The organism is Streptomyces sp. YIM 121038 (assembly GCF_006088715.1).
In the GTDB taxonomy this organism is placed as follows: Bacteria; Actinomycetota; Actinomycetes; order Streptomycetales; family Streptomycetaceae; genus Streptomyces.
On record NZ_CP030771.1, the window covers coordinates 7787751 to 7804490 of the forward strand.

The following is a 16740-nucleotide window of genomic DNA, read 5'->3' on the forward strand; positions in this document are numbered from 1 at the left end:
GCCGGAGGAGGCCCGCCACTGTCCGTGGGGGGCCACTCCGGCGGCCGCTCCCCCCAGACCGACCGGGTGGTGTTCGGCGTCACCGCCGTCCTCACCCTCGCCTTCGTGGTGTGGGGCGCCACCGCCACGGACACCCTCGAAGACGTCTCGTCGAGCATGCTCGAGGGCCTGATCCACAACGGCGGCTGGGCCTTCATGCTGGCCGCGTCCGGCTTCGTGGTCTTCGCCCTGTGGCTCGCCATCAGCCGCTACGGGAAGATCACGCTGGGCCGGGAGGGCGAGGAGCCCGAGTTCCGCACCGTGTCCTGGGTCGCGATGATGTTCAGCGCGGGCATGGGCATCGGCCTGATGTTCTACGGAGTGAGCGAGCCGCTGGCCCACTTCACCAAGCCGCCGCCCGGCACCCACCCCGACGACCCGGCCGCCGCCGTGGAGACCTCCCTGGCGACGACGCTCTTCCACTGGACGCTGCACCCCTGGGCGATCTACGCCGTCGTCGGCCTCGCCATCGCGTACAGCACGTTCCGGCGCGGCAGGCGCCAGACCATCAGCTCCGTCTTCGTCCCGCTCATCGGCGAGAAGCACGCCCACGGCGCGTGGGGCCGCGTCATCGACATCCTCGCCATCTTCGCCACCCTCTTCGGCTCCGCCGCCTCCCTCGGCCTCGGCGCGCTGCAGATCGGCAGCGGCTTCGAAGAGCTGGACTGGATGGACAACGCGAGCACCGGTCTGCTCGTCGCCATCATCGCCGTCCTGACCGTCGCGTTCGTGGCCTCCGCGGTCTCCGGCGTCGAGAAGGGCATCCAGTGGCTCTCGAACATCAACATGGTGCTCGCGCTGCTCCTGGTCGTCTTCGTGTTCGTCGCGGGCCCCACCGTCATCATCCTGGACCTGCTGCCCACCTCCATCGGCGCCTACCTGGGCGACCTGCCGCAGCTCGTCGGGCGCACCGAGGCCTCCAGCGGCAAGGGCGTCTCCGACTGGCTGGGCAGCTGGACGGTCTTCTACTGGGCCTGGTGGATCTCCTGGACGCCCTTCGTCGGCATGTTCATCGCCCGCATCAGCCGGGGCCGTACGATCCGGCAGTTCGTGGGCGGCGTGATCCTCGTGCCGAGCACGGTCAGCCTGCTGTGGTTCGCCGTCTTCGGCGGCAGCGCGATGACCGTCAAGGAGCGCGGCGGCCTGGAGGGCGACACCACGCCCGAGGCGCAGCTGTTCGGGCTGCTGCACGAGTACCCGATCGCCACCGCCACCAGCCTGCTCGTGATGATCCTCGTCGGCATCTTCTTCGTGTCCGGGGCGGACGCCGCGTCCATCGTCATGGGCACGCTCTCCCAGAAGGGCTCCCTCGAACCCGGCCGCCTGGTCGTCATCTTCTGGGGCGTGGTCACGGGAGCCGTCGCCGCCATCATGCTGCTCATCGGCGACGGCAAGGACAACGCGCTCACCGGGCTGCAGAACCTGACGATCCTGGTGGCCGCGCCCTTCGTCCTGGTGATGATCGGCATGTGCGTGGCGCTGATGAAGGACCTGCGCCACGACCCGCTGATCGTGCGCGGCGAACACGGCACGGACGCCGTGGAGCGGGCCGTCCTCGCCGGTCACGAGCAGTACGACGGGGACTTCGAGCTCCAGATCGGCCCGAGCGACAGCACGGACGCCGAGACCGGCGGCGACACCCCGTCGCCCCGGCCCGACCCCGCCCACTGAAGCGACCGCCACCCTGGGCCCGCGCTGGCGTGACCCGCCCCGGAGACCCTGACCTCCGGACCCTCCGGGCCGGGCTCACCTGAGGGCGGGCCCGGCCGAGGCGAAGGCCCCGGCCGGCCCACCGCGGCCCCGCCCTGCTCGGCCTGTGGCGCCTCTCAGCTCGCGGCGCCTCTCAGCGCCTCGCTGGAATTGCCGCGATGGGCCGTCGATCCCCTGCGGGGCCGTCGTGGCTGGTCGCGCAGTTCCCCGCGCCCCTTCGGGGCGCTGCCTGCTCGGCCTACTCCGCCCGCGCCGCCTGTTCCGTCTGCTCCGTCAGGAGTTCCGCCGCCGCCCGCGCGCAGCCCCACGCCACCGTGACACCCGCCCCGCCGTGCCCGTAGTTGTGCACGAGGACCCGCCCGTCGTGCGTGTGCTCGCGCTCCAGGCGCACGGAGGGCCGCGCGGGCCGCAGCCCCACCCGGTGCCCGATGATCCGTGCCCCGCCGATCTCCGGGCGCACCCGGGCACAGCGCGCCACGATGGCCTGTGCCACCGCCGGATCCGGCTCCAGGGACCACGAGCCGTCCTCGGCGGTCCCGCCGAGCACGAGGCCGCGGGGCTGCGGCAGGAAGTACGTCGTCTCGTGCGACGCGCTGTCCGCGGCCGTGAACCACGTCCGGATCCCCGGGTTCTCCACCAGGACCAGCTGCCCGCGCACCGGGCGCACCGAGGCGTCCGGCACCAGGCTCCGGGCGCCCAGGCCCGAGCAGTTGACGACGTGCCGCGCCTCGGCCAGCGGCTCGGCCAGCGACGCGGCCGCCCTGACCTCCACGGACCCGCCCGTCGCGCGCAGGCGTTCCCGCAGCCACGCCAGATGCGCCGGCATGTCGATCAGCGGAAGCCGCGCCCACAGGCCGACGCCCGCGTACTCCTCGGCCGTCGCCGCCCGCAGCCCCGGTACCCGCTTCGCCCACGGGCCGAGCGTGTCCAGGCCCGTCTCGGCGTGTACGCCCTCGACCACGCGTACGCCCGTGCGCTCCGGGTCCGTCGCCAACTCCTGGTAGCGCTCCAGGGATACGAGCGACCAGTCGCCGACCAGGCCCTGCGGCTCGATGCGGTACGGCCACCACAGACCGCCCGCAACAGCCGAGGTCGTGCGCTCCGCGGGCTCGCGCGTCCACACCCGCACCCGGCGCCCGCGCTCCGCGAGCACCACCGCGGTGGTGAGCCCCGCGACGCCGCCTCCCACCACGATCACATCCGTGTCATCGCCATGCGTCATCCCCGAAACGTAGCGGAACCCCGCAAGGGGAGCGCAGACGCCCCCACGGGTGGGGATACTCACACCATGCTTGCCGAGTACGCGACCTTCGGCCTGGCACCGGCGATGCGCGCCGGTGGAGTTCTCGCGAGCGGTGCCTACCAAGTGCACCGCGACTTCGTCGACTTCGTGGTGAACGGCCGCCCGCTGCTGTTCCAGCTCGCCGACCTCGACGCCGTCTCCCCGCTCGCGTCCGACATCCCCCCGGCGATCTTCACCACGCATGTGCGCAGGCTCCTCCTGGAGGCGGACCCGCCGCTGCTCGACGGCCGGTACGTCATCTACGGCTGTCCCGAGTGCGAGGGCCTGGAGTGCGGCGCGGTCACGGCCGTCATCGAGCGCGCCGACGACGACTACGTGTGGCGGGACTTCGCCTGGCAGACCTCCGACCACGCCGACCTGGAGCTGAACGGCTACCGCGGCATAGGCCCGTTCCGCTTCCACGGCGGGGAGTACCGCGAGCAGCTCGGCCGCCTGCTCACCGGCGACGACCCGGGCGCCGTGCGGCGCCGCGTGCTCCTCGTCGGGGCGCGCGTCGCGCTGCTCGCGAAGCTCGCGGCGGCCCTGCGCACCATCGGCATCGGCGCGGAGATCACCGCGGACGCGGCGGGCGTACCGGCGGAGGAGCTGCGCACGTACGGGGCCGTGGCGTTCGGGCAGGCCGTGCCCGAGGGGGTGCGGGGCTCCGTGCGCGAGGCGTTCGAGCGCGCCGGGGTCGACGTCGCGTACGTCGACGGGCTCGCGCCGATCGTGCCGCTGCTCGTCGCGCAGATCGAGTACGCCCTGGACCCGGGCCCCGTGGCCCAGCGGCGCCTGGCGCGGCTCGCGGTCACGGACGGGGCGGTCGTCACGGAGGTCACGTCCCCGTGCCGGGTGCGCCTCACGGCCTACCGCCTCGGCCGCCTGCGCCGCCCGCGGGTGCACGAGGTGTTCGACGAGGTCCTGGAGCCCGGGGAGCACCGGGTGGCCTTGCCGGGCGGGGCGCCGTACGTGGTGGCGCGCAGCTCCGACGCGGTCCTGGTGGCGGCCGCCGCCACGGGCTGACCGCCCCCGTCGCAGTCCCCGCCGGGAGGCAGCGGGCCCGGCCAGGGGCGGAACGGGCGGGGGCTCGGCCCCACGACGGCGGGCACCTGGGGCACCCCGGGGCAGCGGTTAGGCTCGACCCCTGATGAATGGAACCCTCGTCGCCAAGCAACTCGCCGCCGGCCACGGCGACCGCTCCCTCTTCGAGGGACTCGACCTCGTCGTCGCCCCCGGCGACGTCATCGGCCTCGTCGGCGCGAACGGCGCCGGCAAGTCGACCCTGCTCCGCCTGCTCGCGGGCGTCGACGCCCCGGAGTCCGGCCGGATCAGCCTGTCGCCGCCCGCGGCGATCGTCGGCCACCTGCCGCAGGAGCCGGACCGCCGCCCGGGCGAGACGATCCGCGCGTTCCTCTCCCGCCGCACCGGCGTCACCTCCGCCCAGCAGGCCATGGACGAGGCCACCGAGGGGCTCGTCGCGGGCACGCCCGGCGCCGACGACGCCTACGCGGCGAGCCTGGAGCGCTGGCTGGCCCTCGGCGGCGCCGACCTGGACGAGCGCGCCGAGGACGTCGCCCGGTCCCTCGGCCTCGGCGTGGACCTCGACCAGGAGATGACGTCGCTGTCCGGCGGCCAGGCCGCCCGCGCGGGCCTGGCCTCGCTGCTGCTCTCCCGCTACGACGTCTTCCTCCTCGACGAGCCCACCAACGACCTGGACCTCGCGGGCCTGGAGCGCCTGGAGGAGTTCGTGCGCGGCCTGCGCGCGGGCACCGTGGTCGTCAGCCACGACCGCGAGTTCCTGTCCCGCACCGTCACCAAGGTCCTCGAACTCGACCTGGCGCAGCAGCAGATCAACCTCTACGGCGGCGGCTACGACGCCTATCTGGAGGAGCGCGAGGTCGCCCGCCGCCACGCCCGCGAGGACTACGAGGAGTACGCCGACAAGAAGGCCGCCCTCCAGGACCGGGCCCAGATGCAGCGGACCTGGATGGACAAGGGCGTGAAGAACGCCCGCCGCAAGGCCACCGACAGCGACAAGCTGGGCCGCAAGTTCCGCAGCGAGGCCAGTGAGAAGCAGGCCGCGAAGGCCCGCCAGACGCAGCGGATGCTGGAGCGGCTCGACGTCGTCGAGGAGCCGCGCAAGGAGTGGGAGCTGCGCATGGAGATCGCCGCGGCCCCGCGCTCGGGCGCCGTGGTCGCCACGCTGCGCGACGCGGTGGTGCGCCGCGGCCCGTTCACGCTCGGCCCGGTGCACCTCCAGCTCGACTGGGCCGACCGCGTCGCCATCACCGGCGCGAACGGCTCGGGCAAGACGACGCTGCTGCAGGCCCTGCTCGGCCGCACCCCCGTGGACGAGGGGCACGCCGCGCTCGGCTCGGGCGTCGTGGTGGGCGAGGTCGACCAGGCGCGGGCCCTCTTCCACGGCGAGGAGACGTTGCTCGACGCCTTCCGTGCGGCCGTACCCGACACCGAACCGGCCGAGATCCGCACGCTCCTCGCCAAGTTCGGCCTGAAGGCCGAGCACGTGCTGCGCTCCGCGGCGACGCTCTCCCCGGGCGAGCGCACCCGCGCCGCGCTCGCGCTGCTCCAGGGCCGCGGCGTGAACCTGCTGGTCCTCGACGAGCCGACGAACCACCTCGACCTGCCGGCCATCGAACAGCTGGAGTCCGCCCTCGACTCCTACACGGGCACGCTGCTGCTCGTCACGCACGACCGCCGCATGCTCGACGCCGTCCACGTCACCCGCCGCCTGGAGGTGGCGGACGGCAAGGTGACCGAACGGTCCCCCTGACCTCCCCAAGGGGGCGCCCCGTACTGGGGCACCCCCTCAGGGGCGCGGGGAACTGCGCGACCAGCCACGACGAGCCCGCAGACGCTTGACGGCACGGCGTGGCACATCGCGCGGCGCACTCAGCGTCGCTTGGGGTCGACCAACCCGGCGCGGCGCAGAGCCTCCGCCATCGCGTCGTTGGCAGGCGGCGCAGCCTTCCGCTGCCCTCCGCCCTTGGCGGCACGGCCGCCCCGGTTCTGCTGGCCCCCGCCCCGGCCCTGCCGAGGCTGCGGCGGCCGCCCACCGCCCTCCCGCTGCCCGCTGCCGCCCGAGGCATCGTCGTCCAGACGCAGCGTCAGCGAGATCCGCTTGCGCGGCACGTCGACGTCCAGGACCTTCACCTTCACGATGTCGCCCGGCTTCACCACGTCCCGCGGGTCCTTGACGAAGGTCTTGGACATCGCGGAGACGTGCACCATGCCGTCCTGGTGGACACCGACGTCGACGAACGCGCCGAACGCCGCGACGTTCGTGACCACGCCCTCCAGCACCATCCCCGACGTCAGGTCGCCGATCTTCTCGACGCCCTCCTTGAACGTGGCCGTCTTGAAGGCCGGCCGTGGGTCGCGACCGGGCTTCTCCAGTTCCCTGAGGATGTCCGTGACGGTCGGCAGCCCGAAGACGTCGTCCACGAAGGCGGCGGGCTTCAGGGCGCGCAGCGTCGCCGTGCTGCCGATGAGGGACGGCACGTCGACGCCCGCCTCCCGCACCATCCGCCGCACCACGGGGTACGCCTCGGGGTGCACGCTGGAGGCGTCCAGCGGGTCGTCGCCGCCGCGGATGCGAAGGAAGCCCGCGCACTGCTCGTACGCCTTCGGGCCGAGGCGCGCGACGTCCTTGAGGGCCTTGCGGTTGCGGAAGGGGCCGTTCGCGTCACGGTGCGCCACGATGTTCTCGGCGAGGCCGGAGCCGATGCCGGAGACGCGGGCGAGCAGCGGGGCGGAGGCCGTGTTCACGTCCACGCCCACGCCGTTCACACAGTCCTCGACGACCGCGTCGAGGGAGCGGGAGAGCTTCACCTCGGACAGGTCGTGCTGGTACTGGCCGACGCCGATGGACTTCGGGTCGATCTTCACCAGCTCGGCGAGCGGGTCCTGGAGGCGGCGCGCGATCGAGACGGCGCCGCGCAGCGACACGTCCAGGTCGGGCAGCTCCTGGGAGGCGAAGGCGGAGGCCGAGTACACCGAGGCGCCCGCCTCGGAGACCATCACCTTGGTGAGCTTCAGCTCGGGGTGCCTGCCGATCAGGTCGGCCGCGAGCTTGTCGGTCTCGCGCGACGCGGTGCCGTTGCCGATCGCGATCAGGTCGACCGCGTGCTCCTCGGCGAGCCGCGCGAGCTTGGCGAGGGACTCGTCCCACTTGTTCGCAGGGACGTGCGGGTAGATGGTGTCGGTCGCCACGACCTTGCCGGTCGCGTCCACGACGGCGACCTTCACACCCGTACGGAAACCCGGGTCGAGGCCGAGCGTCGCACGCGTGCCCGCGGGGGCGGCGAGCAGCAGGTCGCGCAGGTTCGACGCGAAGACGCGCACGGCCTCGTCCTCGGCCGCGGTGCGCAGGCGCAGCCGCAGGTCGATGCCCAGGTGCACCAGGATGCGGGTGCGCCAGGCCCAGCGGACCGTGTCCGTCAGCCACTTGTCGCCGGGGCGGCCCCGGTCGGCGATGCCGAAGCGCTGCGCCACCGTCCCCTCGAACGAGCTCGGGCCTTCCGTGGCCTCCTCCGGCTCCAGGACGAGGTCCAGGACGTCTTCCTTCTCGCCGCGCAGCAGGGCGAGGATCCGGTGCGAGGGCAGCTCCGTGAACGGCTCGGCGAAGTCGAAGTAGTCGGCGAACTTCGCGCCCGCCTCCTCCTTGCCCGCCCGCACCTTGGCGGCGAGCCGCCCGCGCACCCACATGCGCTCGCGCAGCTCGCCGATCAGGTCGGCGTCCTCGGAGAACCGCTCCGTGAGGATGGCCCGGGCGCCGTCGAGCGCGGCCTGCGCGTCCGCGACGCCCTTGTCGGCGTCGACGAACGCGGCGGCGGCCGCGAGCGGCTCCACGCCCGGGTCCCCGAGCAGGCCCTCGGCCAGCGGCTCCAGACCCGCCTCGCGGGCGATCTGCGCCTTGGTACGCCGCTTGGGCTTGTACGGCAGATAGATGTCCTCGAGACGGGCCTTGGTGTCGGCCTCGCGGATGCGCGCCTCCAGGTCGTCGGTGAGCTTGCCCTGCTCGCGCACCGATTCGAGGATGGCGGCGCGCCGCTCCTCCAGCTCGCGCAGATAGCGCAGGCGCTCCTCGAGCGTGCGCAGCTGCGCGTCGTCGAGCGACTCGGTCGCCTCCTTGCGGTAGCGCGCGATGAAGGGCACCGTCGACCCGCCGTCGAGCAGGTCGACGGCGGCCTTGACCTGCCGCTCCCGCACGCCGAGTTCCTCGGCGATCCTGCTTTCGATGGACGCTGGAGTGGACGTCTGCAAAGGTGCCACGTTCCGGTACCGCCTTCTCACTGAGGTTGCCCGGCAATTGTGGCAGGTGGCACGGACAGCGGGGCGGTCAGACCCGGCGGGTCCGCCCCGGCCCTCGCGTGCGCCCGCTGCCGCGGCGCCCGGAACGAGAGGCTCCGCCGAAGAGCCGGGCCAGCGCCCGGAACGGCAGCGTCACCACCGTCGCGATGGCGGCCCCGATCTGTCGCAGCACGTCCGCGATCGCACGGAACACGTGGATCTCCTTTCGGCACGCGGCCCGCGACGGTCGGCGGGCCGGGGCCGGACGAGTACCGCGGAAACCGCGTGCCATGCCCCGGCCCCGGGCCCGCCCGGTGGCGCTAGGCCTTGCCGAGCAGGTCCGCGGGGAACGCCCCCGCGGACAGCGCCGCCCCGGCGAAGGCGCCGCCCAGCTCGGTGAGCCGCTCGACCCCGGCCTCGCCCAGGTGCGCGTACGGCGCCCGGTCGAGGCGGTCGGTGCGCTCCTCGACGGTCTGCCGCAGCTCCACGCCCGCCTGCGTCAACTCGCCGTCGGCGTCCAGGAGTCCGCGCTCCCGCAGCCGCTCCACGGCCCCGTCCCAGTCCTCCTGGGTCCAGCCGCGCGTCACCAGGTTCCGCCCCGGCGTCATGCCCTTGCCGGTCGCGGTGTGGCTCACCAGGGCCTCCACGGCGTCGAGTTCGGCGTCCAGGAGGGCCGCCAGGTGCCCGTCGCCCCGGTGTTCGCGCAGCAGCGTCGCGGCGTGCCAGTACGCCAGGTGCGGCGCGTCGGGCACCGGCAGGTCGGCGTGGGCCGCGTACAGCGGGCGCGCGCTGCGTACGCAGGCCTCCGTGGCGCGCAGCGCGAGCTCCGCGGCCTCGGCCATCTCCGGGGACGCGACGACGTCGTCGCCGAGCAGCCGCCGCAGCGTGGCGTCGACGGCCCGCAGGCGCGCCGCGAGCACGTCCTCGGGAGCGGCGGTGCGCCACACCGCGGGGACGTGCGCGGCGACGGCCTCCGGCTTGTAGCTGAAGAAGGCGGCCGTCACCGTCCCGGCGCCGACGGCGCCCATCGCCGCCGCGCGCGCGGCGAAGTTGACGGCCCTGGGGTGGGTGATCCCCAGGGCGCCCAGCTCCCGTCCCAGGTCGGGGGAGAAGTAGTGGGTGGAGTGCAGGGCGTTGAGCACGCTGTGACAGCGCCGTCCCGCGCGCGGGTGGAGGGCCGCGCCGGTCGCGGACGGGCCCGTGGGGGAGGCCGTGGGACCCGTGGGAGAGGCCGTGGGAGAGGTCATGCCCGTACGCTACCGACTGGTTGGTATGACGTGAAGGGCGGGGCCGCCGCACCCCCGTGCCCCGCCGACCGGCCGGCCGCGTGGCAGGAATGGTGGGATGCCCGTCATTGCGGCCACCCCGCGCTGCCCCAAGAATCGAGGGCATGGCGCAGCGAACCGTCCTGGTCGTCCTCTTCGAAGGCGTACAGAGTCTCGACGTGACCGGCCCCGTGGAGGTCTTCGGCGGGGCCACCGGGCCCGCGGGCGAGCCCGCGTACCGGGTGTGCACCGCCTCCCTGGACGGTGCGCCCGTGCGCACGTCCAGCGGCCTCACCCTGGTCCCGGACCACACCCTCGCGGACGCCCCCGCGCCGCACACCCTGCTCGTGCCCGGCGGCATCGGCACCCGCCCGGACGGCCCCCGTCTGGTCGACTGGGTGCGCACCCACGGCCCCCGCGCCCAGCGGCTCGTCTCGGTGTGCACCGGGGCGATCGTGCTCGCCCGCGCGGGCCTGCTCGACGGCCGCCGCGCGACGACCCACTGGGCGTACTGCGACAAGCTCGCCCGCGACCACCCGGCCATCCACGTGGAGCCCGACCCCATTTACGTACGCGACGGACACGTGGCGACCTCGGCGGGCGTCACGGCGGGCATCGACCTGGCGCTCGCCCTGGTCGAGGAGGACCTGGGCCGGGCCATGGCGCTCACCATCGCCCGCCACCTGGTGGTGTTCCTGCGCAGGCCCGGCAACCAGGCGCAGTTCAGCGCCCAGCTCGCCGCGCAGACCGCCCGCCGCGAGCCGCTGCGCGAGGTCCAGCAGTGGATCACCGAGCACCCCGACGACGACCTCTGCGTCGAGAGGCTGGCCGAGCGCGCCCGGCTCTCGCCGCGCCACTTCGCCCGCGCCTTCCAGGCGGAGACCGGCACGACGCCCGGCAAGTACGTCGACCGCGTCCGCGTCGAGCACGCGCGCCGGCTCCTCGAGGACACCTCGCGCGGCGTCGAGGAGGTCTCCCGCGCCTGCGGCTACGGCACTCCGGAGGCGATGCGCCGCGCCTTCCTCAAAGCGCTCGGCACCTCTCCCGCCGAGTACCGCCGCCGCTTCCACGTACCCCTGCCCGAGACACACCCCATCACTCAGGAGTCCCCATGCAGATAGCCATCGCCCTGTACGAGCGCTTCACCGCCCTGGACGCGATCGGCCCCTACCAGACGCTCAGCGGCATCCCGGACGCCCAGGTCGTCTTCGTGGCCGAGCGCACGGGGCCGGTGCGCGACGACAGCCGGCAGCTCGCCCTCGTCGCCGACAAGACCTTCGACGAGGTCCCCAGCCCGGACGTGCTCGTCGTCCCGGGCGGCCCCGGCCAGAGCGACCAGATGGACAACGCACCGCTCCTCGACTGGCTGCGCGCCGCGGACGCCACCAGCACCTGGACGACGTCCGTGTGCACCGGCTCCCTCGCGCTCGCCGCCGCCGGACTCCTCGGAGGCCGCACCGCGACCTCCCACTGGCTCGCCCTGGGCGAACTGGCGAAGCTCGGCGTCACCCCCTCCGAGGAGCGGGTGGTCTTCGACGGCAAGTACGTGACGGCCGCCGGGGTCTCCTCCGGCATCGACATGGGCCTCGCGCTCGTCGGCAGGATCGCCGGGGACGAGCGCGCCCAGACCGTCCAGCTCATCACCGAGTACGACCCGCAGCCGCCCTACGACGCGGGGTCGCCGAAGAAGGCGCCCGCCCACCTCGTCGCGATGTTCCGCGAGCAGAGCCGGTTCAAGGACGCCCCGGCGTAACCGCGCCGTCCGGCACGGTCCAGGTGAAGCGCGGCTGCCTGCGCTCCAGGAAGGCGGCGACACCCTCCGCGGTGTCGCCGCTGCCGCGCGCCTGGTCCGCCCAGTGGGCGTCCCGGTCGGCGCGGCCCGCCGCGAACTCCTTGGCCGCCGCCTGCGTCAGGAGCGAGCGGGAGGCGAGGACCCGGGTGAACTCCTTCACGCGCGCGTCCAGTTCACCGACGGGCAGGACCTCGTCCACCAGGCCCGTCCGCAGCGCCCGCGCCGCGCCGATCGACTCGCCCGAGAACAGCAGGTACTTCGCCGTGGCCGGGCCCACCAGCGTGGCCAGGCGCCGCGTCGACGAGGCCGGGTAGACGATGCCCAGCTTCGCGGGAGTGACCGCGAACGAGGCGCCCTCGTCCGCGAACCGCAGGTCGCAGGCCGCCGCGAGCTGGCAGCCGCCGCCCACGCAGTACCCGTGCACCGCCGCGAGCGTCGGCTTCGCGAAGGCCGCCAGGGCCTCCTCCGCGAGGACCGCGAGCTCCTGCGGGCGACCGGGTTCGGCGCGCAGCGAGGAGATGTCGGCGCCCGCGCAGAAGGTGTCGCCCGCGCCGGTGAGCACGAGCGCGCGCACCGCGGGGTCGGCGGCCAGCGCGTCGAGCAGCGGCGGCAGCGCGCGCCACATGTCCGCCGTCATGGCGTTGCGCTTGGCCGGATGGTCGATGACGACGGTGGCGACGCCGTCCGCGACGGCGTGCCTCAGCTGCGGCTCCATGCGCCGGATGCTATCCGCACCGTACGAACGTACGATCAAGAAGGGGCGGCTTCGCACAGCGGACGGAGGCGCTCATGTTCGGACGCGACAAGGCGCGCGCCACGGCGCGCGACGCGACTGGTGACCCGGAGGGAACCGGCGGCGCGGACCCCCGGTCCCTCAGCCGCAGCTTCGGCTGGCTGGCGCTGCTCGGCGCCGTCCTGGCCGTCGGCGGGCTCGTCGGCCTGGTCTACGCCGGTGTCGCCACGCTCACCTCGATGCTCCTGTTCGGCTGGCTGCTGCTGGTCGGCGGCATCGTGGCGCTGTTGCACGCGGTGCAGTCGCGGGGCACCAGCTTCTTCTGGCTCGGCGTGGTGGTCGCCGCGCTGAACCTCGCGGCGGGCTTCGTCGTCATCCGCAGGCCGGACGTGGCCGCCGAGGCGCTGACGATGTTCGCGGCGCTGCTGTTCCTCACCGGCGGTGTGTTCCGCCTGGTGGGCAGCCTGGTGGTGCGCGGCCCGCAGATGGCCGTGACGCTGCTGCAAGGCGCCTTCGGCGTCCTGCTCGGCGTCCTCGTGCTCGCCGGGTGGCCGAGCAGCAGCCAGTACGTCATCGGTACCTTCTTCTCGCTCGCGCTGCTCTTCGACGGCCTCGGGCTCCTCGCCACGGGCATCGGCGCCCGGCGCATCATCAGCCTGGTGTCGGACCGGGTGGGCGCCGACGGGAGCGGGCCCCAGGAAGCCGTACAACCTGAAGAACCTGTGAAGGCAGCACAAGAAGGGCAGGACCAGTCGCGCAACTGACGCCGCCATGCGACCCCGGTCAAATCCCGTCGATACTCGCTGACTTCTGGTCAGTAGTGCGGTCCGGACCAGTGCGTTCCCAACACTCGACGTGTGGTGACAATCGAGCGCGAGGGCGGCGACCGGGCGATGGGGAACGACGGGAGGGGGCCGGGCCCGCTCCCGCGGGGCAGCGGGCCCGTGCCGTACGAAGGGGTGTGGCGGTTCACCGCGCCCGCCGTCGACGCGTCCGTGCCCCAGGCGCGGCGCGCGGTGCGCGACCTGCTCGCGCGCCAAGGCGTACCGGCCCCCGACGACCTGGTGCAGGGCCTGCTGTTGATCGTCTCCGAGCTGGTCACCAACGCGGTGCGGCACGCGGCGCTCCTGTCGCCGACGCTCGCCGTGGAGGTCGCGGTCGGCGCCGAGTGGGTGCGGGTGTCCGTCGAGGACAACCACCCCTACCGCCCGACCGCCCTGGTGGCCGACCACGGCCAGACGGGCGGGCGCGGCCTGCTCCTGGTGCGGGAGATCACCCGCGAGGCGGGCGGCGCCTGCGACGTCGAGCACACGGCCAACGGGGGCAAGGTCATCTGGGCGGCCCTGCCCCTGAAGCCGAACGGCGCCTAGCGGCGCGGCCGCGGCGGTCTACCAGCCCGCGCCCGGGCCCGTCAGCTCCCTGATGGCGGGCCGCGCCGCGTCCAGGACCGTCATGAACCACGCGGAGAACGGGCCCTTCGCGTGCCGCTCGGCCAGCTCGCCGGCCGTCACGAACACCGTCTCGCCCACCTCGGACGGGTCGGGGCGCAGCGCGGCCTGCACCATGCCGACGAACAGGTGGTTGTACTCCTGCTCCACCAGGCCGGACTCCGGATCCGGGTGGTTGTAGCGCACGGTGCCCGCCTCGGCGAGCAGCGACGGCGAGACGCCGAGCTCCTCGAAGGTGCGCCGGGCCGCCGCCGCGAACGGCGCCTCACCGGGGTAGGGGTGGCCGCAGCAGGTGTTGGACCACACGCCGGGGGAGTGGTACTTGCCGAGCGCCCGCTGCTGGAGCAGCAGGCGGCCCTGCTCGTCGAAGAGGAAGACGGAGAACGCCCGGTGCAGCTGACCGGGTGCCTGGTGCGCGGCCAGCTTCTCCGCCGTGCCGATGGTCCTGCCGTCCTCGTCGACGAGCTCGAGCATGATTGTCTCCTCGGTGCCGTTCGACGAGCTGTGCGCCGCGGTGGCAGGTGTGATCGGCATACCCATCCTTCGCTTCGGTCTCGGGGCTCAAGTCTGCCGTACGACACCGGTGCGCCCGGCACTCCGGGGGCCCCGCATGTCCCGTCCGCAACGCTGCGAACGGGGCGCGCGGGAACGGCGCGATCAGACGCCGAACGCCGCCGGACAGCTGATCGTCCCGCGCGGGACGCCCGCCGGACCGGCCTGTTCCCCGGGCCCGTCGAGGACCAGCGCCGTCATCGACTCGTCCGCCGCCTCGAAACTTGGCTTGATCCCGTACCGCGGCGCCGGAGCGAAGCCGAACCGCGGCGAGTGGTCGGGGTGGCCGAGGACGAGGACCGGATGCTCGTCCCGGGCGCGCACGGCGCTCAGGGCGGCGCGCACCACCGCACTACCGGCGCCCGCGCGCTGGTGGGAGCGGCACCGTCAGTGGCAGAGCTTCGGCTCGTGCTCCGCGTGACCGCTCGGCTCCAGCTGGAACGTGCAGTGCTCGACGTCGAAGTGGTCGCCCAGGCAGCCCTGGAGGTCGTGCAGCATCTTCTCGTGGCCGACGGCACTGAGCGTCTCGGGACTCACCACGACGTGCGCGGAGAGCACGGGCATGCCCGAGGTGATGGTCCAGGCGTGCAGGTCATGGACGTCCTCGACACCGGGCAGGGCCAGCATGTGGGCCCGTACCTCGGCCATGTCCACGCCCTTGGGGGCCGCTTCGAGCAGGACGTTCAGGGTGTCCCGCAGCAGCTTCCAGGTGCGCGGCACGATCATGAGGCCGATCACGATGGAGGCGATCGGGTCTGCCGCCTGCCAGCCGGTCAGCAAGATGACGGCGGCGGACACCAGGACCGCCACCGAGCCGAGCGCGTCCGCGAGGACCTCCAGGAAGGCGCCGCGCACATTGAGGCTGTCCTTCTGGCCGCGCATCAGCAGGAGCAGCGAGACGAGGTTCGCCGCCAGACCGATGAGGCCGAAGACGATGGTGAGGCCGCCCTCGGTCTGAGACGGCGTGACGAACCGCTGGATCGCCTCGTACAGCACGTAGCCGCCGACGCCGAGCAGGAGCAGACAGTTGGCGAGCGCGGCGATGATCTCCGCGCGGGCGTAGCCGAAGGTGCGGCTCTCGCTCGCCGGGCGGCCCGCGAAGTGGATCGCGAGCAGCGCCATGCCGAGCCCGAGGGCGTCGGTGGCCATGTGCGTCGCATCCGCGATCAGTGCGAGCGAATCCGCGACGAGGCCGCCGACGATCTCCACCACCATGACGGTGACCGTGAGGGACAGCGCGATCCGCAGCCGTCCCTTGTACGCGGCCGTCACGGTGCCGTTCGCCGGCGGCGCGTGGCCGTGGTCGTGTCCAGCCCCCATCGCGTGGTCCTCCCGGATCCGTAGTGGGATCGCCGTCCGCGGCGACGATCACAGTGAACTACGGGTGGGGGGTATCTGGCAACGCGATCGTGAACACCGTTGTCATATGCGCTGGCCTGCGGAAACGGTCAGCGGTTCAGGGAAGGGGCCTAGGGAAAGGGGCCGTGTCAGACGGACCGGGCGCCCCCGGCCTCCGGATGGCGCAGACACCACCCCGCCCAGGCCGACGCCACCATCTCGCGCACCCCGAGCCCCGCCCTGAAGCCCAGCTCCCGCGCCGCGAGGCCGACGTCGGCCACCGCGCTGGGGGCGTCCCCTGCCCGGCGCGGCTCCACCACCGGCGCCCGCGTGTCCCCGGTGACCTCGCCGATGACGGTCAGGAGTTCGCGTACGGAAACGCCTTCGCCGCGGCCGATGTTCACCGTCAGATCGGTGCCGGGGCCGGCGGACCTGCGGGCGGCCGCGAGGTGCGCCCCGGCCAGGTCGGTCACGTGCACGTAGTCGCGCACGCAGGTGCCGTCGGGCGTGGGGTGGTCGGTGCCGAAGACGCGCGGGGCCTCGCCGCGCGTGAGCCGGTCGAAGACCATCGGGACCACGTTGAAGACCCCGGTGTCCGCGAGCTCGGGCGCCGCGGCCCCCGCCACGTTGAAGTACCGCAGACAGGTCGTGGTGATCCCGTGGGCCCGCCCGGCGGCCCGCACCAGCCACTCCCCGGCCAGCTTCGTCTCGCCGTAGGGGCTGACCGGCGCGCACGGGGTGTCCTCGGTGATCAGTCCGGCCGCCGGGGGCTCGCCGTACACCGCGGCCGACGAGGAGAAGACGAACCGCCGGACCCCGGCCGCGGCGACCGCGTCCAGGAGCGTCACCAGGCCCCCGACGTTCTCCCGGTAGTAACGCAGCGGCTGCTCCACGGACTCGCCGACCTGCTTGCGCGCCGCCAGATGCACCACACCCGTCACCGCGTGCTCCGTGAGCACCCGCTCGACCAGCGCGCCGTCGAGCGACGAGCCCCGTACGAGGGGAATGCCGGCGGGCAGTCGCTCCGGCACACCGGACGACACGTCGTCGAGAGCGAGCACCCGCTCCCCGGCGGCGGCCATGACCCGCGCCACGTGTGCCCCGATATATCCCGCCCCGCCTGTGATCAGCCATGTCATGGGCGTCCACCTTAGGCGGGGTTGCGTGGTTCGGTACCACGCGGTTTGTGGCCGCGGGCCGCCATCGACGATGATGATCGTGGCGATCAAGGGCGGCGCAGCCCGCGCCGACCCCTGCAGATCGGGCTGATC

Annotated in this window: 16 protein-coding genes; 7 read left to right on the top strand and 9 right to left on the bottom strand. The window is 73.6% G+C overall.

Features of this window, described 5'->3' with window-relative positions:
* The first annotated feature begins 18 nt into the window (after positions 1–18).
* Complete coding sequence (locus C9F11_RS33335; protein ID WP_249402254.1) at positions 19–1710, top strand: BCCT family transporter; 1692 nt, start codon at positions 19–21, stop codon at positions 1708–1710.
* A 277-nt stretch (positions 1711–1987) separates the two neighbouring features.
* On the opposite strand, the gene C9F11_RS33340 is transcribed toward C9F11_RS33335, so the two are convergent.
* Entirely contained in the window at positions 1988–2971 is a 984-nt protein-coding gene (locus tag C9F11_RS33340) for an FAD-dependent oxidoreductase (RefSeq protein WP_138962751.1), read from the bottom strand.
* Between the two features lie 66 nt (positions 2972–3037).
* Here C9F11_RS33340 and C9F11_RS33345 point away from each other — a divergent pair, with 66 nt between their 5' ends.
* A complete protein-coding gene (locus C9F11_RS33345; protein ID WP_138962752.1) occupies positions 3038–4054 on the top strand; it encodes an oxidoreductase in 1017 nt (338 codons plus the stop codon).
* Positions 4055–4178: 124 nt separating this feature from the next.
* Positions 4179–5822 carry an ABC-F family ATP-binding cassette domain-containing protein gene (locus C9F11_RS33350; protein WP_138962753.1) on the top strand — a complete coding sequence of 548 codons (1644 nt, stop codon included), beginning with the start codon at positions 4179–4181 and terminating at the stop codon, positions 5820–5822.
* Between the two features lie 119 nt (positions 5823–5941).
* On the opposite strand, the gene C9F11_RS33355 is transcribed toward C9F11_RS33350, so the two are convergent.
* The 3 genes from C9F11_RS33355 to C9F11_RS33360 all read right to left on the bottom strand — a co-directional run bounded on the left by C9F11_RS33355 (position 5942) and on the right by C9F11_RS33360 (position 9588).
* A complete protein-coding gene (locus C9F11_RS33355) occupies positions 5942–8323 on the bottom strand; it encodes a Tex family protein (RefSeq protein ID WP_138962754.1) in 2382 nt (793 codons plus the stop codon).
* A gap of 67 nt (positions 8324–8390) precedes the next feature.
* A complete protein-coding gene (locus C9F11_RS47605; protein WP_171075904.1) occupies positions 8391–8555 on the bottom strand; it encodes an LPFR motif small protein in 165 nt (54 codons plus the stop codon).
* Between the two features lie 106 nt (positions 8556–8661).
* The gene (locus tag C9F11_RS33360; RefSeq protein WP_249401979.1) at positions 8662–9588 is read right to left on the bottom strand and encodes a hypothetical protein; all 927 of its coding nucleotides are present in this window, start codon (positions 9586–9588) and stop codon (positions 8662–8664) included.
* Between the two features lie 143 nt (positions 9589–9731).
* Between C9F11_RS33360 and C9F11_RS33365 the strand changes: the two genes are divergently transcribed.
* Positions 9732–10727 (top strand): GlxA family transcriptional regulator, encoded by a 996-nt coding sequence (locus tag C9F11_RS33365; protein ID WP_138962755.1) that lies wholly within the window; start codon positions 9732–9734, stop codon positions 10725–10727.
* The gene (locus C9F11_RS33370; protein ID WP_138962756.1) at positions 10718–11359 is read left to right on the top strand and encodes a DJ-1/PfpI family protein; all 642 of its coding nucleotides are present in this window, start codon (positions 10718–10720) and stop codon (positions 11357–11359) included. The genes C9F11_RS33365 and C9F11_RS33370 overlap by 10 nt, the downstream gene beginning before the upstream one ends.
* Here C9F11_RS33370 and C9F11_RS33375 read toward each other — a convergent pair.
* Positions 11340–12113, bottom strand: coding sequence for an enoyl-CoA hydratase/isomerase family protein (locus C9F11_RS33375; RefSeq protein WP_138962757.1), 774 nt, complete (start codon positions 12111–12113; stop codon positions 11340–11342). The two genes, C9F11_RS33370 and C9F11_RS33375, sit on opposite strands and share 20 nt — an antisense overlap.
* Before the next feature lie 74 nt (positions 12114–12187).
* On the opposite strand from C9F11_RS33375, the gene C9F11_RS33380 reads away from it, so the two are divergent.
* Together C9F11_RS33380 and C9F11_RS33385 are read left to right on the top strand one after the other, a co-directional pair.
* Positions 12188–12895 (top strand): HdeD family acid-resistance protein, encoded by a 708-nt coding sequence (locus C9F11_RS33380; RefSeq protein ID WP_138962758.1) that lies wholly within the window; start codon positions 12188–12190, stop codon positions 12893–12895.
* A gap of 93 nt (positions 12896–12988) precedes the next feature.
* The gene (locus C9F11_RS33385; protein WP_138962759.1) at positions 12989–13501 is read left to right on the top strand and encodes an ATP-binding protein; all 513 of its coding nucleotides are present in this window, start codon (positions 12989–12991) and stop codon (positions 13499–13501) included.
* An 18-nt stretch (positions 13502–13519) separates the two neighbouring features.
* Here C9F11_RS33385 and idi read toward each other — a convergent pair whose 3' ends face one another.
* The 4 genes from idi to galE all read right to left on the bottom strand — a co-directional run bounded on the left by idi (position 13520) and on the right by galE (position 16608).
* On the bottom strand, positions 13520–14113 hold the full coding sequence (gene idi, locus C9F11_RS33390; RefSeq protein ID WP_138962761.1) for an isopentenyl-diphosphate Delta-isomerase: 594 nt from the start codon (positions 14111–14113) through the stop codon (positions 13520–13522).
* Between the two features lie 123 nt (positions 14114–14236).
* Positions 14237–14476: a hypothetical protein gene (locus tag C9F11_RS33395; RefSeq protein WP_138962763.1), complete on the bottom strand. Its 240-nt coding sequence runs from the start codon at positions 14474–14476 to the stop codon at positions 14237–14239.
* Positions 14477–14518: 42 nt separating this feature from the next.
* Positions 14519–15451, bottom strand: coding sequence for a cation diffusion facilitator family transporter (locus C9F11_RS33400; protein WP_138962765.1), 933 nt, complete (start codon positions 15449–15451; stop codon positions 14519–14521).
* Positions 15452–15618: 167 nt separating this feature from the next.
* Positions 15619–16608, bottom strand: a complete 990-nt coding sequence (gene galE, locus C9F11_RS33405) for a UDP-glucose 4-epimerase GalE (RefSeq protein WP_138962767.1) — start codon at positions 16606–16608, stop codon at positions 15619–15621.
* Between the last annotated feature and the right edge of the window lie 132 nt (positions 16609–16740).

Bases quoted from the DNA above. Each gene is read 5' to 3' on its own strand.
- galE (WP_138962767.1), bottom strand. From the start codon at position 16,608: ATGACATGGCTGATCACAGGCGGGGCGGGATATATCGGGGCACACGTG.
- C9F11_RS33380 (WP_138962758.1), top strand. From the start codon at position 12,188: ATGTTCGGACGCGACAAGGCGCGCGCCACGGCGCGCGACGCGACTGGT.
- C9F11_RS33340 (WP_138962751.1), bottom strand. From the start codon at position 2,971: ATGACGCATGGCGATGACACGGATGTGATCGTGGTGGGAGGCGGCGTC.
- idi (WP_138962761.1), bottom strand. From the start codon at position 14,113: ATGCCGATCACACCTGCCACCGCGGCGCACAGCTCGTCGAACGGCACC.
- C9F11_RS33345 (WP_138962752.1), top strand. From the start codon at position 3,038: ATGCTTGCCGAGTACGCGACCTTCGGCCTGGCACCGGCGATGCGCGCC.
- C9F11_RS33365 (WP_138962755.1), top strand. From the start codon at position 9,732: ATGGCGCAGCGAACCGTCCTGGTCGTCCTCTTCGAAGGCGTACAGAGT.
- C9F11_RS33370 (WP_138962756.1), top strand. From the start codon at position 10,718: ATGCAGATAGCCATCGCCCTGTACGAGCGCTTCACCGCCCTGGACGCG.
- C9F11_RS33350 (WP_138962753.1), top strand. From the start codon at position 4,179: ATGAATGGAACCCTCGTCGCCAAGCAACTCGCCGCCGGCCACGGCGAC.
- C9F11_RS33400 (WP_138962765.1), bottom strand. From the start codon at position 15,451: ATGGGGGCTGGACACGACCACGGCCACGCGCCGCCGGCGAACGGCACC.
- C9F11_RS33360 (WP_249401979.1), bottom strand. From the start codon at position 9,588: ATGACCTCTCCCACGGCCTCTCCCACGGGTCCCACGGCCTCCCCCACG.
- C9F11_RS33375 (WP_138962757.1), bottom strand. From the start codon at position 12,113: ATGGAGCCGCAGCTGAGGCACGCCGTCGCGGACGGCGTCGCCACCGTC.